Source organism: Thiorhodococcus drewsii AZ1 (assembly GCF_000224065.1).
Taxonomy (GTDB): Bacteria; Pseudomonadota; Gammaproteobacteria; order Chromatiales; family Chromatiaceae; genus Imhoffiella; species Imhoffiella drewsii.
This window is the reverse complement of the sequence record NZ_AFWT01000022.1, coordinates 36,268-60,674: the sequence shown is the minus strand read 5'-3', so window position 1 is coordinate 60,674 and position 24,407 is coordinate 36,268. Positions and strand designations below refer to the sequence as shown.

General features: G+C 61.7%; 22 protein-coding genes. 6 read left to right on the top strand and 16 right to left on the bottom strand.

The window, feature by feature from the left end:
- Positions 1-116: 116 nt before the first annotated feature.
- Together THIDRDRAFT_RS15190 and THIDRDRAFT_RS15185 are read right to left on the bottom strand one after the other, a co-directional pair.
- Positions 117-2,558: a sensor domain-containing protein gene (locus tag THIDRDRAFT_RS15190; RefSeq protein ID WP_245535858.1), complete on the bottom strand. Its 2,442-nt coding sequence runs from the start codon at positions 2,556-2,558 to the stop codon at positions 117-119.
- Between the two features lie 53 nt (positions 2,559-2,611).
- Positions 2,612-3,862, bottom strand: a complete 1,251-nt coding sequence (locus tag THIDRDRAFT_RS15185) for an HD-GYP domain-containing protein (protein WP_007041756.1) — start codon at positions 3,860-3,862, stop codon at positions 2,612-2,614.
- Between the two features lie 571 nt (positions 3,863-4,433).
- On the opposite strand from THIDRDRAFT_RS15185, the gene THIDRDRAFT_RS15180 reads away from it, so the two are divergent.
- Positions 4,434-4,664: a hypothetical protein gene (locus tag THIDRDRAFT_RS15180; RefSeq protein WP_007041755.1), complete on the top strand. Its 231-nt coding sequence runs from the start codon at positions 4,434-4,436 to the stop codon at positions 4,662-4,664.
- Positions 4,665-4,872: 208 nt separating this feature from the next.
- Positions 4,873-5,055: a hypothetical protein gene (locus tag THIDRDRAFT_RS15175; RefSeq protein WP_007041754.1), complete on the top strand. Its 183-nt coding sequence runs from the start codon at positions 4,873-4,875 to the stop codon at positions 5,053-5,055.
- Positions 5,056-5,280: 225 nt separating this feature from the next.
- Here THIDRDRAFT_RS15175 and THIDRDRAFT_RS15165 read toward each other — a convergent pair whose 3' ends face one another.
- Both THIDRDRAFT_RS15165 and THIDRDRAFT_RS15160 read right to left on the bottom strand, forming a co-directional pair.
- A complete protein-coding gene (locus THIDRDRAFT_RS15165; protein ID WP_007041752.1) occupies positions 5,281-5,859 on the bottom strand; it encodes a DUF3501 family protein in 579 nt (192 codons plus the stop codon).
- Positions 5,860-5,901: 42 nt separating this feature from the next.
- Positions 5,902-6,447: a glutathione peroxidase gene (locus THIDRDRAFT_RS15160; protein WP_007041751.1), complete on the bottom strand. Its 546-nt coding sequence runs from the start codon at positions 6,445-6,447 to the stop codon at positions 5,902-5,904.
- 152 nt (positions 6,448-6,599) lie between these two features.
- Between THIDRDRAFT_RS15160 and THIDRDRAFT_RS15155 the strand changes: the two genes are divergently transcribed.
- Positions 6,600-7,343, top strand: a complete 744-nt coding sequence (locus THIDRDRAFT_RS15155; protein ID WP_007041750.1) for a ferredoxin--NADP reductase — start codon at positions 6,600-6,602, stop codon at positions 7,341-7,343.
- A gap of 90 nt (positions 7,344-7,433) precedes the next feature.
- On the opposite strand, the gene THIDRDRAFT_RS15150 is transcribed toward THIDRDRAFT_RS15155, so the two are convergent.
- Positions 7,434-8,774, bottom strand: coding sequence for a DEAD/DEAH box helicase (locus THIDRDRAFT_RS15150; protein WP_007041749.1), 1,341 nt, complete (start codon positions 8,772-8,774; stop codon positions 7,434-7,436).
- A gap of 330 nt (positions 8,775-9,104) precedes the next feature.
- Here THIDRDRAFT_RS15150 and THIDRDRAFT_RS15145 point away from each other — a divergent pair, with 330 nt between their 5' ends.
- A complete protein-coding gene (locus THIDRDRAFT_RS15145; RefSeq protein ID WP_007041748.1) occupies positions 9,105-10,625 on the top strand; it encodes a DUF2325 domain-containing protein in 1,521 nt (506 codons plus the stop codon).
- Positions 10,626-10,650: 25 nt separating this feature from the next.
- On the opposite strand, the gene THIDRDRAFT_RS15140 is transcribed toward THIDRDRAFT_RS15145, so the two are convergent.
- The 9 genes from THIDRDRAFT_RS15140 to THIDRDRAFT_RS15100 form a co-directional block, all read right to left on the bottom strand.
- Positions 10,651-11,760, bottom strand: a complete 1,110-nt coding sequence (locus tag THIDRDRAFT_RS15140; RefSeq protein ID WP_007041747.1) for a glycosyltransferase family 2 protein — start codon at positions 11,758-11,760, stop codon at positions 10,651-10,653.
- Between the two features lie 132 nt (positions 11,761-11,892).
- A complete protein-coding gene (locus THIDRDRAFT_RS15135; RefSeq protein WP_007041746.1) occupies positions 11,893-13,584 on the bottom strand; it encodes a PP2C family protein-serine/threonine phosphatase in 1,692 nt (563 codons plus the stop codon).
- A gap of 12 nt (positions 13,585-13,596) precedes the next feature.
- A complete protein-coding gene (locus THIDRDRAFT_RS15130; protein ID WP_007041745.1) occupies positions 13,597-14,376 on the bottom strand; it encodes a substrate-binding periplasmic protein in 780 nt (259 codons plus the stop codon).
- A gap of 5 nt (positions 14,377-14,381) precedes the next feature.
- On the bottom strand, positions 14,382-15,221 hold the full coding sequence (locus THIDRDRAFT_RS15125) for a GGDEF domain-containing protein (RefSeq protein WP_007041744.1): 840 nt from the start codon (positions 15,219-15,221) through the stop codon (positions 14,382-14,384).
- Complete coding sequence (locus THIDRDRAFT_RS15120; protein ID WP_007041743.1) at positions 15,211-15,618, bottom strand: DUF1987 domain-containing protein; 408 nt, start codon at positions 15,616-15,618, stop codon at positions 15,211-15,213. Before THIDRDRAFT_RS15120 ends, THIDRDRAFT_RS15125 begins: the two co-directional genes overlap by 11 nt.
- Before the next feature lie 49 nt (positions 15,619-15,667).
- Positions 15,668-16,222 carry a SiaB family protein kinase gene (locus THIDRDRAFT_RS15115; RefSeq protein WP_007041742.1) on the bottom strand — a complete coding sequence of 185 codons (555 nt, stop codon included), beginning with the start codon at positions 16,220-16,222 and terminating at the stop codon, positions 15,668-15,670.
- 90 nt (positions 16,223-16,312) lie between these two features.
- Positions 16,313-17,116 carry a phosphatase PAP2 family protein gene (locus THIDRDRAFT_RS15110; RefSeq protein WP_007041741.1) on the bottom strand — a complete coding sequence of 268 codons (804 nt, stop codon included), beginning with the start codon at positions 17,114-17,116 and terminating at the stop codon, positions 16,313-16,315.
- A 121-nt stretch (positions 17,117-17,237) separates the two neighbouring features.
- Entirely contained in the window at positions 17,238-18,896 is a 1,659-nt protein-coding gene (locus THIDRDRAFT_RS15105) for an ArnT family glycosyltransferase (protein ID WP_007041740.1), read from the bottom strand.
- Positions 18,896-19,918, bottom strand: coding sequence for a glycosyltransferase family 2 protein (locus THIDRDRAFT_RS15100; RefSeq protein ID WP_007041739.1), 1,023 nt, complete (start codon positions 19,916-19,918; stop codon positions 18,896-18,898). Before THIDRDRAFT_RS15100 ends, THIDRDRAFT_RS15105 begins: the two co-directional genes overlap by 1 nt.
- Positions 19,919-20,072: 154 nt before the next feature.
- Between THIDRDRAFT_RS15100 and THIDRDRAFT_RS15095 the strand changes: the two genes are divergently transcribed.
- Both THIDRDRAFT_RS15095 and THIDRDRAFT_RS15090 read left to right on the top strand, forming a co-directional pair.
- Positions 20,073-21,341 (top strand): MgtC/SapB family protein, encoded by a 1,269-nt coding sequence (locus tag THIDRDRAFT_RS15095; protein WP_007041738.1) that lies wholly within the window; start codon positions 20,073-20,075, stop codon positions 21,339-21,341.
- A gap of 248 nt (positions 21,342-21,589) precedes the next feature.
- The gene (locus tag THIDRDRAFT_RS15090) at positions 21,590-22,000 is read left to right on the top strand and encodes a hypothetical protein (protein WP_007041737.1); all 411 of its coding nucleotides are present in this window, start codon (positions 21,590-21,592) and stop codon (positions 21,998-22,000) included.
- 42 nt (positions 22,001-22,042) lie between these two features.
- Here THIDRDRAFT_RS15090 and THIDRDRAFT_RS15085 read toward each other — a convergent pair whose 3' ends face one another.
- Together THIDRDRAFT_RS15085 and THIDRDRAFT_RS15080 are read right to left on the bottom strand one after the other, a co-directional pair.
- A complete protein-coding gene (locus THIDRDRAFT_RS15085) occupies positions 22,043-22,969 on the bottom strand; it encodes a coiled-coil domain-containing 22 family protein (RefSeq protein WP_007041736.1) in 927 nt (308 codons plus the stop codon).
- Positions 22,962-24,404 carry a vWA domain-containing protein gene (locus THIDRDRAFT_RS15080; protein ID WP_007041735.1) on the bottom strand — a complete coding sequence of 481 codons (1,443 nt, stop codon included), beginning with the start codon at positions 24,402-24,404 and terminating at the stop codon, positions 22,962-22,964. Before THIDRDRAFT_RS15080 ends, THIDRDRAFT_RS15085 begins: the two co-directional genes overlap by 8 nt.
- Between the last annotated feature and the right edge of the window lie 3 nt (positions 24,405-24,407).

Genomic DNA, 24,407 nt, shown 5'->3' with positions numbered 1-24,407 from the left:
AGTTCCTCTTGATGCTCTCCGCACGATGGTGGGGGCGGCAATCGCTCCGCCAAGCGAACCCGCTGATCGATCAGGATCTCAAGGGTTCATCTCTACGCGGAGGGGAACCTCAAAGGCTAGAGGATACGAGGCGAGGGATCGGGCGCATCGGACAACCCCAGCGCGCCGACCAACTGTACGAAGGAGTCAGGATCGACGGGCGGCGAACACAGATAGCCCTGGAATTCGTCGCAGCCGGCATCCAGCAGGAAGCGCCTCTGGATGTCGTTCTCGACTCCCTCGGCGATCACCTTCAGATTGAGCGAGTGGGCGAGATTGATGATGGCGGTCGAGATCGCGGCATCGCTTTCGTCATCCGGGATGTCCTGGACGAAGGAGCGGTCGATCTTGAGCTTGTGGATCGGAAAGCGCTTGAGATAGGCAAGGCTCGAATAGCCGGTTCCGAAGTCGTCGATCGCCAGCCGGACGCCCAGATCGACCAAGGCATCCAGTCGAATCAGCGTCTCATCGACATTCTGAATGAGGATCGACTCGGTCAGCTCCAATTCGAGCCGACTCGCGGGTAGCCGGCTCGCTGTCAGCCATTGGGCCAAGGACTCGACGAAATTCAGCTGATGGAACTGAGCCGCAGAGACGTTCACGGACATGGTCAAGTCGATTCCCTGGATCTGCCACAATTCGCCCTGGCGGATCGCCTCGCGCAGCACCCAACCGCCGAGCGTCACGATGAAACCGGTCTCCTCGGCGATCGAAATGAAATCGCTCGGCGCCATCACGCCCAGACTCGGATCGGTCCAGCGCACCAATGCCTCGGCGCCAACCAAGCGTCCGCTATAGAGGTCGATCTGGGGTTGATAGAAGAGACGAAAACGCTGCTCTTCGAGCGCCTCGCGCATGGCGTGGTCGATCTTCATCCGGGACAGAAGACCCACGTTCATCTGGCTCTGATAGAAGCGGAAGTCGCCGCGCCCCCGCTCCTTGACGTGGTACATGGCACTGTCGGCGTTCTTGATCAGGTCGTCTAAGGTCTCGCCGTCCTGAGGGTAGAGCGCGATACCGATACTCAGGGCAAGCGAGAACTTCATGCCGTCGATTTCAAACGGCCTGGACATCACCTCCATCAGTCGCCGCGCGGTCTGTTCCGCGCCGAGGACATCGGTCTGATGCAGGAGCAGTACGAACTCATCACCGCCGAGTCGAGCCGTCGTGTCCACCTGGCGCAGACAGCCTTTGATACGATGTGCGACCTCGATCAGCACGCGATCGCCGAAGAGATGGCCGAGCGAGTCGTTGATTTGCTTGAAGCGATCAAGGTCTAGAAACAGCACCGCAAAACCGCTCCTCCCGCGCCGGGCCATCTTGATGGCAAACTCGATGCGTTCGGTCAGCCGTACCCGATTGGGCAGCCCCGTCAGGGCATCCGAATAGGCGAGTTCCTCAATGCGTTCTCGCGCCGCGACCGCCTCGGAGAGATCCTTAACAAAGACGACGAACTGAAAGGGACGGCCATCGGCATCCAAGACCCGAACCAGCGACACGAGACAGGGGAACCCCTCGCCATCGCGCCTGTGCTGGTGGATCTCCCCTTGCCACAATCCATCACGATCGAGCGTGTCGAGGATCGAGTGCTCGGGTTGGTCGTCGCTCCCCAGACTCAGAAAGCGCGTCAGCGACTGACCGACGATTTCACCGGCATGCAATCCCGTCATCCGCTCGCAGGCCGGGTTGACGGTCAGGATGCCGAGATCGAGATCGGTCACGAAGATGGCGTCTAGACTGGCCTCGAAGACCCGGGCGGCGCGCTTGAGGCTCTTTTCATCGACCAGGCGTTGGGTGATGTTGCGGAAGGAATAGACGCGGCCGATCGGGTGACCTCGCGCGTACTGAGGCAGCGTCACCCGCTCCAGAACCTGCCCGTTCCGCAGCATGAGCAGATCGGTGGACTCCAACAGTGGGTTGTTCTCGATCGCCTCGACGCGAGCCGCGTACTCGGTGGGATTCAACACCGCATCCCGCATCCAGCGATAGACTCCCGCATCGTTGCGCTCGGTCAAGAGTCCTTCTGGAAGCTCCCATGCCTCCGCAAACCGCTGGTTGAAACCACGGATCTTACCGTCGAGATCCGCGACCAGAATGCCATCGGCACTCGACTCCAGTGTCGCCCGCAGCTCGGCGACCAGCTTCTCCAACTCGCCCTCGACGGCACGGCGCTCATCCAGATCGGAGACGCTCACGACGAAAAACATGTTGCCATGGATACAGTCGATGCGGCTGACCCGACGCAGCACCGCCGCCAGGGAATCGTCGGCGCGCCGCAGCCAGGTCTCGGACAGTAGGCTGGTTTCTCGCCCGCTCGCGACCCCCTCCCAGAACAAAAAGTCCTCGGGCACCGAGGCCAAGTCCATCACGGACACGCCGAGCAGCGAGGCGCGATCGACGCCGAGCAGTTCCTCGGCGGCACGGTTTATGGCGACCAGACACAGATCTCGTGCATCGACGATCCAAACCGCCTCGTTCAATCCATCGAGCAGCGACTGCCATGTCGAGATACAACTCAAATCACAAGAACGCGGATCCAGACGCGCATGATGTTGATCATCGTGAGCGGGTGTCATCGATCGCCCCGAGAAGAGGAATCGCGGGCACGTTCGAAGAAATAACACATGCGCTGACGCGGCGAGAGATAGTCGAACACGGCGCGGGGCAATTGCGACGGCTTCAGACTCTGACGGATGCCCAAATCGGCCGCGTCCTCGAGATCGAGCACCTGCGCTTCATCGAGCGGCACCCTGGGATCGTGAACCACCACCAGGGGCTTCAAGGGCCGATCCGAATTCACCGAGACCACCAAGGCGTAACGACTGTCGGTCAGCAGAACGACCGAACCGGGCGGATAGACCCCCATCATGCGGATGAACATTTCCAGGACGGTCGCATCGAACTTGCACCTGCTTTGGGCGAACATCAGCGCGAGCGCATTGTGCGGGGTCACGGCCATCACCGGATTGGCTGGATTGCAGACCTGATCGTAATGGTTGACCAACACCAGGATCCGCGACGCATGGGTCAATTGCTCGCCGCTCAAGCGCTTGGGGAAGCCGGAACCGTCCGCATACTCATGATGCTGAGCGATCATGGCCAAGACCTCGCGACTCAAACCCATGCGGATCCCCAGTTCCAGCCCATTGACGACATGCTGTTGGAACAGATTGCGCTCAGCGGCAGAGAACCCAGGCTCACGCCAACGCAACCGCTCGGGCAGCGAAATCTTGCCGATATCGTGCAACAGGGCGCCCAGGCCGAGCTCGCTGAGTGCGTCCGCATCCAACCCGAGCCGCTTGCCGAGCAACAAGGAGATGACCGTCACATTGATCGCGTGCAGGGCCGACTTCTCGCCCGCCCCCTCGGACAGCAGGCGAATGAAGGAATCGCCTTGATCCGTAAGCCGCCCGACCAGACCGCCGACCATCGTCTTAGCCTGCTCCCGAGCCTGATTCGGTTGGGTATCGACCGACTTGAGAATATCGCGAAAACATCGCGTCGCATCGGAGAAATCGCGCTCGCAACGCTCCAGATCGCGACGCTGGGCATCGAGTCGCCGCTGACGCACCTCGGCTGCCGAAATATCCTCGACCGCTGGGCTGTCATCATCGGACGTGTCGGGCTGCGGCAGATCGCTTTGCTCCGGCGACCAGCGCAGACGCTTGACACCCAGTCCGCGAATGGTCTCGATCTGACTCTCGGAGAGGATCTTGAAGTTGTTGAGGGCGAATGGATGTCCCATCCAACCCAGATCCAGATAGATATACATACCGACACGGAGTTCGCCGACATCGATGAATTGGGCCTGCGCGTCACTCATGACTCGAAATACCTGGCGTTCGTGGCCAACTGTAAATTAGCGCCATTCATACGCCTAACTGCGGGATAGTGAATCTTTCCGTCGTGGAACACGCCCCGCTGAACAGATCCTTGGAGAGCGATACCGCGTGAGATGGCCGGGCATCATAAAACGAGGCGAAAAACGCGCCAAACAACATCAAGCGGCCTCACCCCCAACCACGCGCAAATCCGGCGCAACCCCACCACATCCAAGGATGAACGCTTGACCCACCTGGGTCCAGCACACAGATCAAGGAGACGGACTCCATAACCCGATCGCCCCTGGCACATCTCGATCGATCCTGTGTCAGCCATCGATCTCGCTGGCGCTTCATCAGAGAGGGAGTGTCACCGAAAACGGCCGAACGACTCGATCCAAGCGAGTGTTGCAGATATGGTAGAGAATCGCACAACCAACGAAAATTTTGGGCCAGAAAGACGGAATCCTACGAGGAGCCGCCGTCAATTGTGCAGAACGTGACGCACCTAGCGAAAAGCAACCCAACCAACGCGGTAACTTTATGCCTCGTTCTAACTGGTAGAGACAGCGCATGTCGTCGAAAACAGGTGTGCTTCACATCAGCAATGAAACCATCATCCAATTGCAAGCCCTTTCACTCCCAGGTGAGTCTCTGGACAGCGTCATCCAGCGCGCCGTGCTCGCGCTCCAGACCCTGGAGGGAACCTCTAGACAGGAGGCCATGGTGCAACGCATGAACGAGCTCGAATCTCGCATCCAACAACTCGAGCATCGATATGAAACCTGTCAAGAAACGGAATAAGGCGATTGCTGCGAAAGAAGGGACCTGTCTGAGGGACGACCCACATCGGTCGTGCAAGATGCGGTTCGCACGCTCACCGCATCCTACGGGGGAGATTATCGACCACCCGATACCGAAGACGAATGAGAGCCTACGACCTAACGTTCACGCCAAACCCTACGCAGAGCAACGACCGATCAGAGCGATCGCTCGATCAAGGAGAACCCCGATGGCACAACGCCCCACTCTTTCGCCCATACAGCAGGCCAAGAAGCGCATGGCGGAAGCCAAACGCCGGGAGGATCAGATCTTGGCCGGAATCAAACCCGAAGCCGGAACGAATCAGACCCAGCTCTCGGAGGAGGACGCCAAACGCATCGCCGCAGCCTTGACTCAAATCCTGAAGGATTAAACCCGCAAAACGTTTAGGCGGAGGGACATCCTGTCGCAGCTTGGCTACAGGCTTGAGAGCCATCGGGGTTTCCAGCGATAGAGGTGGCCAGCGGCCGCCTCATACCTTAGGTCTAGCACTGAGAACGCGGACCAAAGCACCTCGACGCCTTCATCCAGACCGAGCACATCGAAAATCCGGCCGAGGCACATCCTCAGGCAACGCTTGATCAGACCGGAAACGCCCTCAAGCCAGGTCGCCAACGAGCGAGTCGCGCACCGCATGAGGCAGATCCACCCGATAGGTGCAGCCTGGATGGTCGATACCGACGGCCACCTCAGCCACGGCCTTGGCGGCATCGACCATGGATTGCGTCAGCTCGAAGCGCAAAAAGTGCACCGCAGAGGTCTTGGTCGTGTCCTCGCGCTTCATGTCTTCGTCAGCGATCGCGTAGACCCTGTCGCAACCGGCGACACGCACCCAGACCCTGTCCTCAACTCCGCGCAGCCGAACGAGTGCCTCACGCCGCTCGTCCGGGTCCTGGTACGCGATCATGAGGGTCGCCTTCCAGTTGCCGCCATCCGGAATCAGCGGATTGTAGGCGTCCAACTCGTCCTGGATGCCTTCGGCCTCGAAGATCCGCTCGACCCGCAGCATCTCCTGGACCTGGTACTGCATGGTCAGACGGTCTTCGAAATAGAGTGTTGCGTGGGGACCGAGCGGCACCTGGCGGCGCTTCTTGTGGACCATCACCTTGGCACGAAACTCGCCGCGAATCTGGGCGTATTCTTCGAGGCAGTAGAGATCGTCGCGTGTCAGATGCATGCGCATCTCCGAATCAAATGCTCATGAACACCGCAGACGCGATCACAGCAGCTTCTCGATCGCCTTGACGACCTTGCCGCTATCGGGTTTGGTGATACTGGTGAAATGATCGACGAAGTTGCCCTCGCGGTCGATCAGATACTTGTAGAAGTTCCACTTAGGATAGGGCGCGCCGGCGGCGGCGAGACGCTCGAACAGAGGCGCAGCCTTGCCGCGCTTTACGCTGACCTTCTCGAACATGGGAAACTCGACCGAGTAGGTCAAACGGCAGAATTTCTGGATATCCTGCTCCGACCCCGGTTCCTGACTGGCGAAGTCGTTGGACGGAAATCCGAGCACGACCAAGCCCCGCTCGCCATAGGTGCGATAGAGCCGCTCCAGTCCGTCGTACTGAGGGGTGAATCCGCACTTGCTGGCCGTGTTCACGACCAGGATGACCTTGCCCCGATAGGCGTCGCACAGGCTTACCAGTTCGTCACTGGCAAGACGCCGCACCTCCAGATCGAGTAACGGCGGACAACCCGTGTCATCGGCAGCAGCCGAGGTCGACATGGCAGCCAAGCCGAGTATCAAAAGGGTGTTTTTCATGACGACCTCCACAATTTCCCGATATCGCATCAAGGTTTCTTTAGGTAAAGCAAGCGAACCGGGATTGCAATGGCCAGACACGGACCGATCATTTTGTTTGAGATCCGCCACTCGCGCGGATTCACAGACATCCACCAGAGGTAGGACAGGATATGAACGATTGGGTAAAGGCGACGGTCGTCGGCAAGCATCAATGGGCCGAGGGGCTCTTCAGCCTCCAATTCGAGGCGCCGGTCGCTGACCATGTCGCCGGGCAGTACATCAAGGTCGCACTGGACATCGAGGGGGAGCGGGTCGGTCGACCCTATTCACTGGTCAATGCCCCTGGAGAGCATCCACTGGAGATCTATTTCAACGAGATTCCGAGCGGACCTCTGACCCCACCGCTCTCGGCGCTGAACCCGGGCGACAGTCTGTGGCTGACCTCGACCGCCAGCGGCATCTTCACGCTGGAGACGGTCAAACCCGCCAAGACGCTCTGGCTACTGGCCACCGGCACTGCGCTCGGGGTCTATCTGTCGATCCTGCGCACTGAAGATCCCTGGAAACGCTTCGAGCGCGTGGTCTTGGTTCATGGCGTGCGCCAGGCAAGCGACCTCGCCTACGGCGAAACGCTGGACGCGATCGCCAAACAGCATGAGGGGCGATTCACCTTCATCCCGCTGGTGAGCCGAGAGACACGCGAGGGAAGTTTGTGTGGCCGAGTCACCGACCTGCTCAACGACGGTCAGTTAGAGGGCCTGGTCGGGGAGTCGATCGACCCGGAGAACAGCCACGTCATGCTGTGCGGAAACTCGGCAATGATCAAGGACGCCAAACAGATCCTGGAGGCACGCGGCCTGGCGCGCCACCGTCGTCATGAGCCCGGCCAGTACACCACCGAGCAATATCACTGAGCACGAGAGCGATCGGATCGCGACGCCGAGCCCGTGCTCGGCGCCGCCTTACCTTACCGGATTGCCCAGCAAGAGCCGGCGAAGGTCGGGCTAACGCACCGAGCGGCGGTTCCCGTTGCCATTCCCGCCGCGCGGACGTGCATGACGCGGGCCCTGACCGGCGGCGTCCCCCGAGGGCGCATTACGACGCGCGGACGGAGAACGGGCATGATGGGCGCGGTTCTGCCCAGGCTCACCACCGGAGCGCCGCGGGTTTCCCTTCTCCTGACGATTCGAGGCATCGCGAGACGCGGGCGAACCTGCCTCGAAGCCGTCGATGGCAATCTTCTCGATCTTCCGACCGAGCAGACGCTCGATACCAGCCAGCAGACCATACTCGTCGGGTCCGACCAGGGACACGGCGGCACCCTCTGATCCAGCCCGTCCGGTCCGGCCGATCCGATGGACATAGTCCTCGGACACGTTCGGCAGCTCGTAGTTGACGACATTCGGCAAGCGGTCGATGTCCAGTCCACGCGCAGCGATATCGGTCGCCACCAGCGTGCGCACGGCACCGCTCTTGAAATCCGCGAGCGCACGGGTCCGCGCGCCCTGACTCTTGTTGCCATGGATCGCAGCCGCCGTAATGCCGTCCGTGATCAACTGCTGGGCGAGCCGGTTGGCGCCATGCTTGGTGCGTGTAAACACCAGCACCTGCTGCAAGCCACCGGAATGGATCAGATGCGACAGCAAGGCGCGCTTCTGATCCTTGACCACGGGATGCACCAGCTGCGACACCGTTTCGGCAGCCGTGTTGCGTCGCGCAACCTCGATCCGAGCGGGATTGCTGAGCAACCCGGTGGCGAGCTGCTCGATCTCGCGCGAATAGGTCGCCGAGAACAGCAGGTTCTGACGCTGCTTCGGGAGCGACTTGAGGATGCGGCGGATGTCGTGGATAAAGCCCATATCCAGCATCCGGTCGGCTTCGTCCAGAACCAGAATTTCGATACCACCGAGATCCACATTGCCCTGGCCCTGATGATCGAGCAACCGCCCCGGGGTGGCGACCAGGATATCGACGCCACGACGCAGCTTATCGACCTGCGGTCCCATCCCCACGCCGCCGAAGATCTGGAGCGAGCGCAGCGGCAGATTCTGACCATAGAGACGCACGCTTTCGCCAACCTGTGCCGCGAGTTCGCGGGTCGGCGTCAGAACCAGGGCGCGAGGGCGACGCTGGCGTCCATTCGACTGCGCCGCGTTCAACAGCTGCAGCATGGGCAAGGTGAAGGCGGCGGTTTTTCCGGTACCGGTCTGAGCGCCGGCGAGAACGTCTCGGCCCAAGAGAACGGCGGGGATGGCCTGAAGTTGGATCGGGGTGGGATGGGTATAACCCTGCGCGTCAACGGCGCGCAGCAGTTCGGCCGAGAGGCCGAGCTCAGCAAAGGACATAGAAACTCCTGGGTCGGCCTACCCAGAGGTTCCCTGGGCCGGTCTAGGCGCTGTGATTGGATAGCGTGACGGGTGAGCCTTGCTTGGAGGGAAATCAACCGACGGACGGATTGCGCCGACCGGATGGCGCATTAGGAACCATGCACCATACGCCAAAAGCACACGAATGCAAAGCGAAAGCTGGCCGCCGTCAGCAACCAGATTGACAGGGATCGGACGACGACATAGCATCCAAACAACAATAATTCCCATTTGCATCAGAAGACGCGAACAACGGGTGAACCACCACACATCGCGCTTCGTCCTTCCGATCTCCACGGAGCCGCTGGCATGCTTCAACGCTTCTTTCTCGAAGTCACTCAATCCCAGGACAGTCAATCACCGGAACGCATGGCGCTCTACGACTACGACAGTCGCCGCCTGCTCAACGAAATCCACGGCGAGGAGTGGCGAAAACTCCTCGAACACCTGGATACATCCGAAGAGGGGATCTTGGATGCGACGACGCAGGATGAACCCGACGGCCTCCGGCCGCTTGATATGGACAGCCAACCGGCGTCCAACACCGACACCAGCGGTCGTGCGGAGTCGGTCGGGGAGATCCCGCAATCGGCCGGCGCGATCGAACTCTACCGCCCGCCCGAGGATGCGCTGGATCCGGTCAAGACCGGACGCCGCAAGCTCTGGGAGATCCCGCACAAATATCACTGCCCCATCATCGGGACCTGCCTCACGGTCGAAGAGCTGCGTCGAATCGGCAAACGTTTCGTCTGGAGCACGAAGGAGCGACTGAGCGATTATGAGATCCACGTTGGATTCGTGTCGGCTGCAGAGGAGCGTAACGGACTCTCTCAGGCAACACAGAAACTGCTCGACAAGAAATTCGCCAGCACGGTGCGCCGTTACGGCAAGGCCAAGGATCAGAAGGCCATCCTCGCCCTCTGGTCCGAATCCCTCGCCTGCGGCGAGGTTCCGAGCGGACTCTGGGCCCTGATGAGCCACCCGAAGACGGATGCAGAGACCATGGTCCTCGCCTACGAGGACATCCACATGCTCTCCCACCAGATCGGAGCCGGACAGCGGGCCGACCTGAAACGGCTCAGCGAGACCCGCGTCGAGCTGAACCGGGTCCGTCACGAATTCGAGACCTTTCAACGACGCTCCACGCACCAGGCCGAACAGCGCGAACGCACGATCTCCGATCTGGAAACCGCACTGAGCGATCGACAGGATGCCTGCACCCAGCTCGAACAGAAGACCGAGCTGCTTCAGCGGCAATTGGCAGAAAACGGGACCTCAGACCTGGTCGAGCGCATCGCCGCGCTCTCCGACGCACACGCACTGGCGCAATCGCGACTGGAAACGGCCCTAAGCGCATCCCAGGCCCTACGTCAGAAACTGAGCGACACCGAAAAACGCGCCGCCGAGCTCGAGACCCAGCTCGCCGAGCGCGAAGCCGAGCGCGAGTCGCTCGAACGGCTACTCACGCTGAACCTCAGTCAACAGTGCGAGGAATGCCCCAACGACAGCTGCGCCTGCCGCGCCGACCTAGCAGGCCAGCTGGTGCTCTGTGTGGGTGGACGCAAACCCCTGGTCGAGCAATACCGTCAGTTGGTAAACAGCTGCAACGGACGGTTCGAGCACCACGACGGCGGACTGGAGGATAGCCACCGCAGACTGGAGACCATGCTCGCCTCGGCCGACGCCATCGTCTGCGCCGCCGACTATGTCAGTCACAACGCCTATTACCGCACCAAACGATTCTGCAAACGATTGGATAAACCCCACGTCCTGCTGGGCAACTCGGGACTCTCGTTCTTCGCCCGCGCCCTGGAGCAGGTCGCGAATTAGGGCCGCCGGCGACCGACGGCGGCCCTCAACTCGCCGAGCGCACCGAAATGGCGCGCCCCTTCCAGCGCACACTGTTGCGAACCAGGGTGAGATAGAGCGAGCGCAGGAAAACGCCGAAGAAGAAGACGAGCGAGATCGGGTAGGTGATGGCGGTCATCAGGCCGAAGTTGCCGAGCGGTCGCAGCAGCCACCCGATTTGGGCGACATAGGCGGCATAGCCGATCAGTCCGGCGATGCCCCAGCTCGACAGACCATCGACGGGCAGACCACGCAACGCGTCGAAGGCGGCGACACCGCCCGAGATCCAGGCGGTCATCATCGCCAGCATTGCCAGATCGGTGTCGATGGCGCCACGGGCAAAGTTTTTGGTCCAGCCCTCGACGAGATCCCGCAGACCGCCCGGATACATGCGAAAGGAAATGGTGCCGCGACCGATGAAATTATGGGTCGCGACACCGCGCCGCCCCATCTCACGCGCCAGCGCCACGTCATCGACGATCTCGGCCCGGACCAAACCGTGCCCGCCGGTACGGAAATAGTCCTCGCGCAGACAGACCATGCAAGGACCGAAGCTACCATTCGAACGTATCCGCTCGCCCGCCAGGGTGAAGGAGCGGATGCTCCCCATCATGATGATGAAAAAGAGCGCCGAGAGTTGCTCATAAGGGCGCTTCATGCGGTGATAGGGCTGCACCGAGACCAGGCCGCCGTGCCGGGCATGGGTGGCGACGATTCGCCGCAATCCACCAGGCTCCAATTCGGTATCGGCATCGAGGAACACCAGCAGATCGCCGCTCGCGCGCCGCGCACCCAACCAACAGGCATGCGGCTTGCCGAGCCAGCCCGGCTCAAGCTCGGTGACGCTGATGACCTCGGCTCCAGCCGCACGCGCCAAATCACCCGTCCCATCGGTCGAGTTGTCATCGACGACGATCAGCTCGAAATCCACGTCGTCCTGCCTCGTCAAGGATTCGAGCAGCGGGGAAATGCGCTCGCATTCGTTACGCGCCGGGACGATCACCGACACGCGCGTTCCGGGCACCGCGTCCGGGGCCGGCGGACACACGCGCATTCGACCGAGAAAGACGAAAGCCAGGCTCCAGGGCAGGAGCAACCACAAGAGTTCGGGCAGCATGATCGGGAGGCTCGTGTATGACGTCGGATGATCGGCTCGCCGAGCGGCCGTCCATCGAGCGGGGAATGCAAATGAGCGCAGTATGCGGATCGCCCGTCGAGAAGGCAAACCGCACAAACGCTGCCGAAAATCTCAGCGCGGTCGCACGCCGATCAGGGTCATATCGTCGCGACGGGATTCGGGTCCACGATAATCGGCGAGCATCTGGCACAGCGCGCTCGCCTGGGCTTCCAGGCTGAGTTCGGCGTGCGATTCCAACCATTCGGCGACCCGCCTGCGCCCCAGGAGTCGAGGCGGCACCCCACCCATCTGATCGGTGATGCCATCGGTCATCAGATAGTAGGTCGCGCCGGGACGAATCTGGATCTCATGCTCGACGATCCGATCCGGCGCGGACAGGCTCTGATAGCCCAGATGGCCACGCGAGCCACGAATCACGCCAACCGGCTCGCCCGGCTCAAGCATCAGCAGAGGAATACCGCCGGCACTCGCGAAGCGCAGGCGGCGGGTCCCGACATCCCACAACAGGATGGCCGCGTCCAGACCGTCGTCGGACTCGGAGCTCGGATCCTGCTGGCGCAGACGGCGGCGGACATCGCGATCCAGGGCCTTGAGGATAGCCACAGGCTCGGCCAAACAGTCGTCGCGCAGCAGACGCTCAAGGGCCGCAGCCACCACCAGGGTGATGAAGGCGCCCGGAACCCCGTGCCCAGTACAATCCGCCAACAGGATGAGACAGCGATCGCCGCAACGTTCGATCCAATACCAGTCCCCGCCGACCTCATGCAACGGCTCCCAATGGACATGGATCTCGCGAACCGCGTCGCCAAGAACAGCCGGTGCCGGCAGCATGGAGCGCTGGATGCGACGCGCGTAACGATGACTCTCCAGCAGTTGATGATTGGCTTGCGTCAAACGCTGGTGGGTCCGATCCAGTTCAGAGAATGCGCGCTCGACCTCGATGTTCTGTCGCGCCAAATCGCCGAGCGCCCGTTCCAATTCCGCTGTTCGCGTACTTACCCGCTGTTCCAGTTGCTGGTTGAGCGCAGTCAACTCGCGCTGAGCCACATCGCGTTGATCGAGCCCGCGTTGCGAGGACTGGAGCAACACCCTGAGGTGTTCGCTCAGTAGACCCAGCTCGTCGTGCGCATGCGTGCGCAGATCGGGCGGGACCCAACGGCCCGGTCGTTCGGGATCCACTTCCGAGATCGCCCGCGCCAGCCGCAGCAAGGGCCGAGTGATCATAAAATAGAAGATCGCGACGACCAGGGCCGAGATGAACAGCGAACGCGCCAGACCGAAGATGGCCTCCCGAGTGATTCGACGCAGAAAGCGCTCGGACAGAACCTCCGGGGACAATTCCACCCGCAGCTCGCCCACCCGAGTGGTCGAGCCACCGGGAACAGGGTAGTACAGCGGCAGACGATACCGAGTCACCCCCTCGAACAGCCAGGCCCAACGCTTCGCGCCCACCGCCGGATCCCCGCTGCGGTGCTGCTGAGCCAAGATCTTGCCGAAGTCGTCGCTCAACCGAGCGTCGCGGATGGCATCGAAGACGAACAGCCCCTGCACCAACTGGCGTCCAAGCTCGGGATTGAGCTGATAGGCCGCCTCGGCGGCCGATCCCTCGACCAACACCAGCAGCCTGCGCATATTCCCCGCCGTCTCGTCGCGCATCGCGCGCCAATCGACGAAGAGCTGGAGCGCCCCGACCAGCAACCCAAGCAGGAGCGCTGCCATCAGAGTGACGCCGGCCTGCTTGAAGGTCAGACCAGACCTGAAGGCGACCTGCCGCTTACCGAGCAGCGATTTAGTCGGCTTCATGCAATCGCACGGCTAATCGGAGAGCCCCGGCGGATCGGTCAGTCCAGCGCGACGCTTGAGCCGCGAGACCCGCTCGGCGTTTTCCAAGAGCCAGCGGTCGAAGCGCACCAGGACCTCGGCATGATGCCGACTGGAGAGCCGGTATTGACCGGTGGCGTGCGGCAGACGGGGATCGTAGACGAGTGCCTCGGCGTTACCAAATATGCGCTCGGACTGGACCTTGGCCACGGCGATGTTGGCATAGGCCGCATCCAATCGGCCGGCCAGCACCTGCTGGAAGAGCGCAGATAAATCGGCGTTCTCCATCAGCGTGAGTTGCCCCGCCTCGATGCGGCCCACCCAAGCGACGGGGGCAAAACCGATGATCGCGCCCAAGGTCCGAATCTTGCTGATCGGATCACCGACCCGCGAGGGGGGAACGAGCGTCCCGTCCAGATAGTCCACGATGGGACGACTGTACTGGATGTCATGGCCGACGCGCAGCTCGGGACGCCAGCTTGGATCGTCGGGGTATTTGAAGTCGATGCGATCCCGGAGCAGGCTCGCCAAGAGACGTGATGGCGGCATCGGCAGATAATCGAACTGGATGCCCGCGTCCTCGGCAAAGGCATCCAGCAGATCGCGCCCGAATCCCTCGAAGCGGCCGGACAGCCCGTTCTGGAAGGGCCGATAGTCGATGTTCTCGACCCCGACCAGATATCTGGCGGGTACCTTCTCGGCCGCCTCTTCGGCCGCAGCGAAGCCGTATCCGACCAGACACACCAACAAACAGACGAGACGAATCGACCCCATATGCCCTAGCGTACCGAAGCGGGGCGATAGGTGACGACACGGTCGCGCCCCGCGCTCTTGGCCTCATAGAGCGCCTGGTCGGCGCGGGAAATCGCCCGTTCGAGCGGTTCCTCGCCCTCCACCTCGGCCAAGCCGATGCTGATCGTCATGTGCAGACTCCCATCCTTCCAGGGCGAACGAAACGCGCGCGTCTGCTCGCAGAGACGATTCGCGATGGATTCGGCCACGTCAAGCTCCGTCTCGGGGAGCACCGCCAGAAATTCCTCTCCGCCGAACCGCCCGGCGATGTCGCCCTTGCGCAGCCCCCCGCGCAACAGCTCACCGAAGTCCCGCAACAGCTGATCGCCAGCCGCGTGCCCGAACTGGTCGTTGATGCGCTTGAAGTGATCCAGATCCATCATGAGGACGATGAGTCCCTTGCCGTGACGCATGAGACGGCGCTGCTCGTACTCGGTCAGCTCCAGCACGTAACGACGGGTGTGGACGCCGGTCAGCTCGTCGATCGAGGCGATGCGCCGCAATTCATGCTCAAGACGCTCGCGTCGCTCGATCTCTTTGTGCAAGGCGTCGTTGAGCTGTTTGAGGTCCTCGGCCTGGGCGCTGAGGATGCGATTCGCCTCATGCAGTTCGAGTTGCATGCGATCGCTGATACGGACCAGACGCACCGTCTCGCGGTAACCGATCCGATAGGCATCGGCGAGGGTCTTGACCCCGTTGGAAACCACGTCGAGCTGCTCGATCATCCCCTCTGCCCGACGGATGACGGCCTCTTCCTGGGCATAGAGAGAGAATCCCTCGTCCGCCTGCGACCCATCGCCATCTTGGTGGAGAAGGTCAGAAGACATGGGCATCGAGCACACAGAGATTGAAGCGGACGCACTCCATGTCCTCGCCGAAGTCCTCACCGAATTCCTGCATGGTCTCGTCGTCCGGATCGTAGTTCCAATTGATGTCGACCGGGGTACCGCACCGCGCGGCCTCTTCGAGCATCTGGAAGAGGTTCATCAACGCCTTGGCGCTGCTGCTGTTGAAATAGGACATGCGCAAGTCGAGCAGAATCGGAGCGGGCCGCGTCTCGGCCGACACCTCAGCCAGAAAAGCCGCAAGGCTCTTGAATACGGGTCCGAAGAAGGACGCCGCGTCCTCCGGGTAGGATTCGCCCTCGATTCGCAATCGCCGATTGGCGAAATCGAAGTCGATCAGCGGCGAACGCTCGGTTTGGGGTCGGGAAAATGTATCCATCGGTTCGGGTCGAATACTGATGATCCTCTTGGATGGCCTCGGGGAGGTCTTAGATGAATGCCTTCAGACAGAAGAAGTCATGTTCACCGGGAAACGGGGTCAAACCGAACTCGATCGGACGGCTCGAACGTCGGGCGATCTCGATCAGCCCGATACTGGCGCCACGGCTCGCCGCCTCCGCCGGCTCGCGCAGCTTCTCCCGGTAGTAGGACTTGATAGAATCCCGATCCATCGCCGCGAGTTCGGAGAGACGGCGCATGAGGGTCGCCCCCTCCTCGCGCAGCACCCTGTTGCCGCACAGGACGAAAAAATGGCCCTGCTCGCGCCCGACGATGATCATGCCCGAACTCAGCTCGCTCGGTGATCCTCGCTCGTCCTCCAGACGCTCGGCCGAATAGCGAATGATGTTCTGCACCTGCTCGACGAAGATCGAGAAGACCCGCTTAGTGACGTTGGTGTCGGTTGCGTCGAGACGCATCTTTTGCTTGAGCGCCTCGCCCAGCGAGAAGAGGATGCCATCGGAAACATAACCGACGAAAGAGAAAATCACGCCCTGCGCGACCATTCGCTGATAGGAGTCGAGATACTCTTCCGCTAGAGACATGTTATCGGCTCTCCAAAAGGATTCGATTTCCGCACACGGACAAGGTCCAGCGGACCACGGACGCAACCGCTGCGCTCGTCCAAACGCGAATCAGACATCAGGACCCACTCTGTGGAGGTGCCGCCAAGGCAGTAGGACGTACTGAATCATCACACTGAGGAAGGCAACCAGACCCAGAGCACTCAATACCGGCGCCACGCTCGGATACTGACCTGGATCGTACAGCAAACTCAGCGCGGGAACCGTCAGCAGCGTCACAACCGAGAGATGCAGCACAACATTTTCAGCCGGCCCAGGCCAGTGCTGAGCGATACGGCACCCCAACCAGGCCGCGAGCGCACCACCCATGAGTCCGGCCGCCACGTCCACCGGCCAATGGACGCCGACCGCCACCCGACTGAATCCGACCGCAACCACGAACAGCGTCGCCAGCAGACGCCAGGGCCAGGCGCGCACATGCCAGATCAACACCGAGAAGAAGACCGTCGCCGCCACACTGTGGCCCGAGGGGAAGCTGGCACCTTGATGGCCTGGGCCGATCAGATGGAAAACGCCCTCCTCCAGCATCGCCGGAGGACGCGGGAGATCCAACAAATCCTTGAGCCCACGACTGTAGATGGCCGCAATCAGGGCCGACACCAGCAACGACCAGAAGAGTCGCGGATACCGTAGAGAGAAGAGCAGCGCAAGCGCCGTCAGCACGCGCTCGTCGCCGAAGCTGGTCAGAGACGCCCAGACCCAGTCCGGGTAGCCCGCCGCGATGGCGTTGAGCCGAATGAACCCCCCGTGATAGCCACAGATCAACACGATCGTCATGGCGACTAGCGCCGAGACCATCGCCCAACGGATCAGCCAATCGCTGGCATCCGATCGCGGCTCGGGCGTGCGCAACATGCCAATCCTCAGCCGCCGGGACCATTCGGCGGACAGACGCCGCGCCATTCCACCCATCACACTCGCCCCCTAGACACGGGCACCATGAGCACTCCCTGCCCCGCTTTCAACCAAGCCAAATTCATTGCATCGCCTCCATCATGACCAAGGCCACGGGTCCCCGGCGATAGACGAGCGTCTGATTCAGGCCGGGTAGATCGCGGGCCAATCGATCGAGCTTGTCGATCCGCAGAAAGACCAGATCGCCCGCCTCGGGTGTCCGGCTGGGTGTTACCGCATCCCGATAGACGCTGAAGCTCGGCATCGAGGTGCGATAGACGACGGTCGGCATATCAAGCGTTTTGGCGACCAGGCCCGCCTCCTTGACGGGACCCTGCATGACATCGAACACCCTGGGTACCAGCACGCCGAAGACCACCAGGGTCTGGATCATCCCGGCCAACACCAGACGCGCCCAAAGCGCGGGACGCGACCAACTCCACAGCAGCAACAGGGCGACCAGCCCGGCCAACACCGCGACGCCATACTGGACATCGAGAGCGAAACGCCCGCTCCCAATCATCGCGACCTGATGCGCCTTAAGCGTGATATCGAATCTGGCTGCGACATAGACGAACGCCTCCAGCAGCCAGGGCAGCGCCACCATGAGCGCAAACAGCAGCATGGGCGGCACGAAGGCCAGCCAACGATTGGTCAACCGCTCGCGGTATCGAGCCATGAGGATGAAGAGCGGTGTGCAGCCGTAAAGCAGATAGTGCGGCAGCTTGGTTCCTGAGAAGGAGAAGACCAGCAGCACGGTCAGAAACCAGATCCAGAGGAAGCGATCGAGCGGATCGGACCAGGCGTTGCGCAGATCCTTCAGCAGACTCAGGAACCAGCCCGAGAAAGGCAGCAGGATGATCGGCAGCATCACCAGATAGTAGCCGGGGAAACCGCTGTGACCCTGCATCGCCGAGTCGAACCGCCCCAGGTTGTGCTGTAGGAAGAAGCTGCGGAAGAAACCGTCGCCATCATGGAGATAGATGGCCAGATACCAGGGCACGGCCACCGCCAGGAAGACGATCCAGCCGAGCGGAGAGAAGGCGGCTCGAAACCAGCGTCTCAAGACGCCCTTCGAGCGCCCCATCTCGGACAGGAAGAAGAGAAAGCTCACCACCAGCGGAAAGAAGACCGCCACCGGTCCCTTGGTCAGGAAACCGAGTCCCATCCACAGATAGGCGCGCAGCACGAAACCCCGGTTGGTCTTGGGATCCGGATCCAGGAAATAGCGATAGATCTCGAAGAAGGCCATGGCGATGAAGAGATTCAGCACCGCATCCGCAACCGCAGCCTTGGCGATGAGCGACACCTGGAGCGAGAGCGCCATCGCCAGACCGGCGACGGTCGCGGTCCGAGCATCCAGACAGCGCCGCACGAAGAACCAGAGTCCGGCGATCCAGAGCGTCGCGGCGATGGCCGAGGGCAGTCGCAGTGCGAACTCGTCGAACCCGAGCAGCTCCGCGCTCGCCGCCTGCAGCCAGTAGATGAGCACCGGCTTGTCGTAACGCGGCTCCCCGTCCTTGTGCGGCGTGATGTAATCGCCGCCGGTCAGCATCTCGCGGGTCGCCTCGGTGAAGGCCCCCTCGTCCAGGTCGTAAAGCGGAACGGCCCCGAGCTGCCAAAAGAAGCTCAGCGCCACCACCAGAATCAGCAGCCAGGGCGAGGTCATGAGCCGCTGGAAGCGCCCAGCCGCGATACCCGAGGCGGCGACGTTCTTGAGTGATTCGGTTGCCGGCTCCATCACGCGCCCTCGCTCCAGCCCGCCGCGTGCGGATCGGACTGCCAACGGATCCGATGATGCGTGCGCTCGCCCGAGGCGTAAAACGTACGGGTCATCAGCTCGGAGAGCACGCCTGTGGTCAGAAACTGCACCGAGGCAACCAGGAAGAGAATGGCGACGAACAACAGCGGACGATCGCCGATGTTTTCGCCCAGCGCGAATTTGACCACCAGCAGGTGCGCCATCATGAGCCCGCCGAGCAGCCCGAAGAGGATCCCAATCGAGCCGAAGAAGTGTCCGGGACGCGATCCGAAACGCAGGAAGAAGAAGGCGGAGATCAGGTCCAGCACCACACGGAAGGTGCGCGAGATGCCGTATTTGGAGACGCCGAACTGGCGCGCCTGGTGGGCGACCTCGGTCTCGCCGATGCGCTGCGGTGCGGTCACACCCGCCACCCAGACCGGAATGAAGCGGTGCATCTCGCCGAGCAGAGTCACCTCCTTGATGACCTCGGCGCGATAGACCTTGAGGCTGCAGCCGTAGTCGTGCAGCGCCACGCCGGTCACCTTACCGATCAGCCGGTTGGCAATGCGCGAGGGGATCTTGCGCATCACCAGGTCGTCCTGGCGCTTGCGCCGCCAGCCCTGCAGCAGATCCAGATCGCGCTCCAGGAGCTCATCGACCATGCGCGGGATGTCGGCCGGATCATTCTGCAGATCGCCGTCGAGGGTCGCGATCAGCTCGCCTCGGGCGGCATCGAACCCGGCCTGCATGGCCGCTGTCTGGCCGAAATTGCGCCGAAGACGAATCACGCGCAGATGCGGGCCGGTGCGTTCGGCAACCTCGCTTAGACGCTCGCCGGTACCATCGCGGCTACCGTCGTCGACGCAGATCAGTTCCCAAGGCCCCCGATAGCCGGCGAGGCCCTGACGCACCCGTGCCACCATGGGCTCGACATTGTCGATCTCCTGGTACATGGGAATGACGACCGAAAGCGATGGCCGCCCGTCGTCGGCGGATTCTGAGACTGGGGAAGTGGTCATCGAAGCATGATCCGTGATGAGGCCGAACCGGCCCGGGCAGGGGCAAACTATACGGGAGACCTGGAAAATTCAACTGCGGGCTGGCGAGACGCTTCGAGGTAATTCTCCAGCCATGGCGTGATTGCCGAAGCCCGATTTGACATAAGAGAGGCACATGAACGACGAGCAGCAAATCTTCTACCGACTGGGCGTGGCGCTGGCGATCGGCCTACTGATCGGGACCGAGCGCGGCTGGAAGGAGCGCCGGGCCTCGGAGGGACGTCGGGTCGCCGGGGTGCGCACCTATGGGCTGATCGGACTGCTCGGCGGAATCACGGCGCTCCTGTCGCAGACCTTCGGTCCGGTTCTGCTCGCGCTGGTCTTCTTCGGACTCGCCGCTCTGGCGACAGCGACCTATGTAATCGAGCACGCCCATGACCAGGATCTCGGCATCACCAGTCTGGTCGCGGTCTTCCTGACCTTCGCCTTCGGCGCACTGTCGGTGGCGGGCGACATCTCGGTCGCGGCGGCCTGCGCCGTGATCGCCACACTCGTCCTCAGCGCCAAACCCCTGCTCCACAGCTGGGTCGAGCGCCTCGGCGAGGCCGAACTCAAGGCGGGGCTCGAGCTGCTCCTCATGTCGGTCGTGGTCCTGCCCCTCCTACCCGACCGGGGCTACGGCCCCTGGCAGGCGCTGAACCCATACACCATCTGGTGGATGGTGGTACTCATCGCCAGCATCTCGTTCGCGGGCTACATCTCGGTCAAGCTGATCGGGGCCCGGCGCGGTATCGTCGCGACCGGTCTGATGGGCGGCATCGCCTCATCGACCGCGGTCACGCTGAACTTCTCGCGCATGGCACGCCAGGAGAGCGACTCGGCGCCGATATTGGCGATGGGCATCCTGCTGGCCTGCATGACCATGTTCCCGCGGATACTCATGGTCACGACCCTGCTGCATCCGGCCTTGGCTCGGCAGCTGCTCCCAACCCTCGGCCTCATGACGCTCTGTCTGCTGCTGCCGGCACTGCTTCAATGGCGGAACCGACCGGGCAGCGACGCGCCGCTCCGATCGCCGCTGAAGAACCCGCTCGAGTTCGGCACCGCCCTGACCTTCGGTCTGCTGCTGGCCCTGGTGATGTTCTTCGGCACTGCGCTGCACCAGTGGTTCGGGACGGCCGGGGTGCTTGCACTTGCGGCCATCTCAGGGATCACGGACGTCGACGCCATCACCCTGTCGCTGGCGCGCATGAGCAACGACGGCATCGGGATCCAGATCGCCGCCACCGGCATCCTCATCGCCGCCTCGGCCAACAACCTCACCAAGGGGCTGATAGCGACCATGATCGGCGGACGGGCGATCCGGCTCAGAGTCGGACTTCCGCTCGCGGCGAGCGCTGCCGTAGGACTCTCGGCCGCCTGGATCTGGACGGCTGCCGGCTGAGCCGACCGACGCACCTCGACCTAGGACACGGTTCGAGGACAACTGTAGAATCCAACACGAGGAACAAGGAGTGTGGCGGGATTCGATTTCGTGAACTCCACAGCAGAATGGGACTATTAGGCATGTAAAACAGTCGGATATTCAGATTAAGATCGTGGATCGGATACTGGGGAGATGACCTTTCATCTCGAGCAGGTATTCGCTCATCCCCTAGCGATTCGTCCTTCCGATCTGCGGCAGATGAATATATGAACGACCATATGGTTGAAACCCTGGACATACCCATACTTTTCGGGCGCTTTCTCGTCCTGACGGGACTGGTGAAGGAGGAGGATATCGCCGAGGCCGCCGCCGTGCAGCGGGACCTCAACGCAAGCCCGCTCTTTCACCTCGTCGAGCAAGGGATTCTGTCCATGGAGGAGATCATGCGAGCACGGCAATATCAGCGCGAGCAGATGGTAACCTTCTGCCAGGCGACGCGCGCACTCGACATCATGTCCGAGGAGGACTGCGCGGCCATGCTCGACAGGACCGCGAAACAGCGTTTTCAGCTCGGAGACATTCTCGTGAAGCAAGGAAAGATATCCGAGGCGCAACTCGCGGAGGCGCTAAACAGGCACCGGAGACACCAGGAAAACAGCGGTCTGGACCAGGCATGAAGGACGCCGATCGCGATGGCGAGCGGCCCATGGCGCGCGACATCAGTGGGTAACGCGATAGAGCTTGAGGTATTCGAGACGCAGACTGCTATAGGTCCGATTCATGCGCTCGAGCTGTCTCAGTAGCTGTTTCTTCTGCTCCGCCAGACTGTCGCGCTCGAGCTGTGTCTCCTGCACCAGCTTGCGATATTCCTGATTGGTCGACTTAAGCGAGAGAATCTTCGTCGCCAGCTGATCCAGTTCGATCCCCAGAACGTTCTGATGCTGGCTCGACTCGGACAGAAGCGTTTGGAATTCGAGATTCTGCTGCTCGATCGCATCGAGATCCTGAATCAACTGCTCGGTCAGGTCCGATTGCAAGGTCGTATCGAGCTTGTGTCGAAGCTCCTTGTTCGTGCTCTCCAACTGCCGGCACTTATCCGTGAGATTGCTGATGTCATCGCGGTTCGCAGAGAAGGACGACAGACTCGCCTCATACTGGTCGAGGAGATCGTCGATGCCCGTGTCTAGCCCATCGTCCCCCGGATACGCCGGGAGAGCCGATGCCCCGACCAGGGAAGCGGAGGACTTCCCAAGGGTGGCGGGCGCTGATTCTGCGTGTGGTGGAACGCTGGATGCCACCTGTTCCCGGTCCCAGACCTGGATCAGGTGGTGGAGATCGTCCAGAACCGATTTCCAGGCCGCCGCCTCGGCGATCTCCTCATCGAACGGCCTGGCCAGGGATTCGAGGAGGGCCCTGGGATCGTCCCTGTGTGCACCAGCCTCTCGGACATTGCCGAATGACTCGACCTCCTTGGCGATCCGATTGGACACCGCTTTGCAGGTTCGTCTCATCTTCGCCTGTCGCTTATGCAGCCGCCACCAATTGATACCGAACACCAGGGCCGCAATCGAGGTGACCGCACAGAATTCGGCAAGCCCATAGACCCACAAATAGCCGTGTTCGGTCATCGTTGCGATTTCAGACATCCAAGTCGGACTCGTCGCGATCGGCTAGCTTGCGTCGACGCCACCACCATCCCCCGAGGATGAGCGCCAGCAAGAGCAATATGACCGCATTGGCGAACAGCAGGGTCATGGCGGCAGACCGTTGCGGTGGCGGAGATGGGATCGGCTCGTCGGCCTGCGCGGGGCGCCCGCCGCCATTCGCCACAACGACAGTCGGTGCAGCAGCAGAGGCGACGACCTTGACCTGATAGGATTTGGTGCGTTTGAAACCCCGGCCACGAGCCATGAGTTCGACGCGAGCATCCCCCGTGGAGGTGAAGAACAAGACACCGGTGAAGCGATGGATATCGCCATCCACCGAGACGGAGTCGAACGAAATCGGTGGCTGCTCCCAACCCGAGGCGGGATGGATCCAGGCCTCGAGACGCACACCCTCAAGCAGCGTCGCGTCGGTATCCGGGCCTCGATTCACCAGGCGCGCCTCCACCGTCACGCCCTCGCCGCCCCGAACCTTTAACGGCATATCCGCCTCCAGATCCAGATCGCTCTCGATATAGGCCTTCTTGTCCGTGCTCGAGGTTGTGAGTTTCCAGGCTCCTGCTTCAGGGTTCTGGATTCGGACATGATCGAAATCATCGAAGCTCTGCCACTCCACGCCAGGGCGTTGATCGCCGGCCTTGAGCTCCCGATTGCTGGGATCGGTCAAACGCATCTGACCGTCGCTGGGACCACGTTTGACGAGAAGCTCCAGCCCCTGCACGTTCGTATCGACCACAATCTCATCGCCGACGATCGGCGTCGTCAGTGGGATATCCACCTGTTCGAACAGCTGCACGAATGCAGCATAGAGGTCCTCGGGCCTCTCGGTGCGGAAGGCCTGACCGCCGGTTGCCTCAGCGAGTTGATCGAGAAAACCCAGGTCCGCCTCAGACGAAAATGCAATGCCGAAAATGCGAATCCCCGCAGCGCGATAGAGCGGGATAATCTCGTCGAAGATCGCTTGGCGTGCCGACTGGGGGGCCTGTTTGTTGCCCAGATTCAGTTGCCCATCGGTGAACAGCACCATGAATCTGTCGACTCCAGGCTCCTTGGGTTGGCGCGCATAGGTCTCGTACCCGAGACGCAGGGCCGCGCCGAAATCGGTGCGCACTCCATCCATTTTCACCGTGCGCAGGAAGTCGCCGAGCTCTTTATGTGTACGACCTCCCCGCATATTCTTGCCGGACACCCGCAATTCAGCCGTACTGGCAAAGGTGAGCACGCCAAACCGATCGTCGGGCTTGAGCAGGGCGCTGAAAACCTCGATCCCCGTGAGACTATTCCGATCGGGATCGTTGCTGGCCATGCTGAGCGAACGATCCAGCGCCAGCATCACTTCAACAGCAGCGGACGCATTCGGTGGCCCCAGAACCAGGAACAGGATGAGAACGAAGAACGTCGCCGGCCAACCCATCATTTA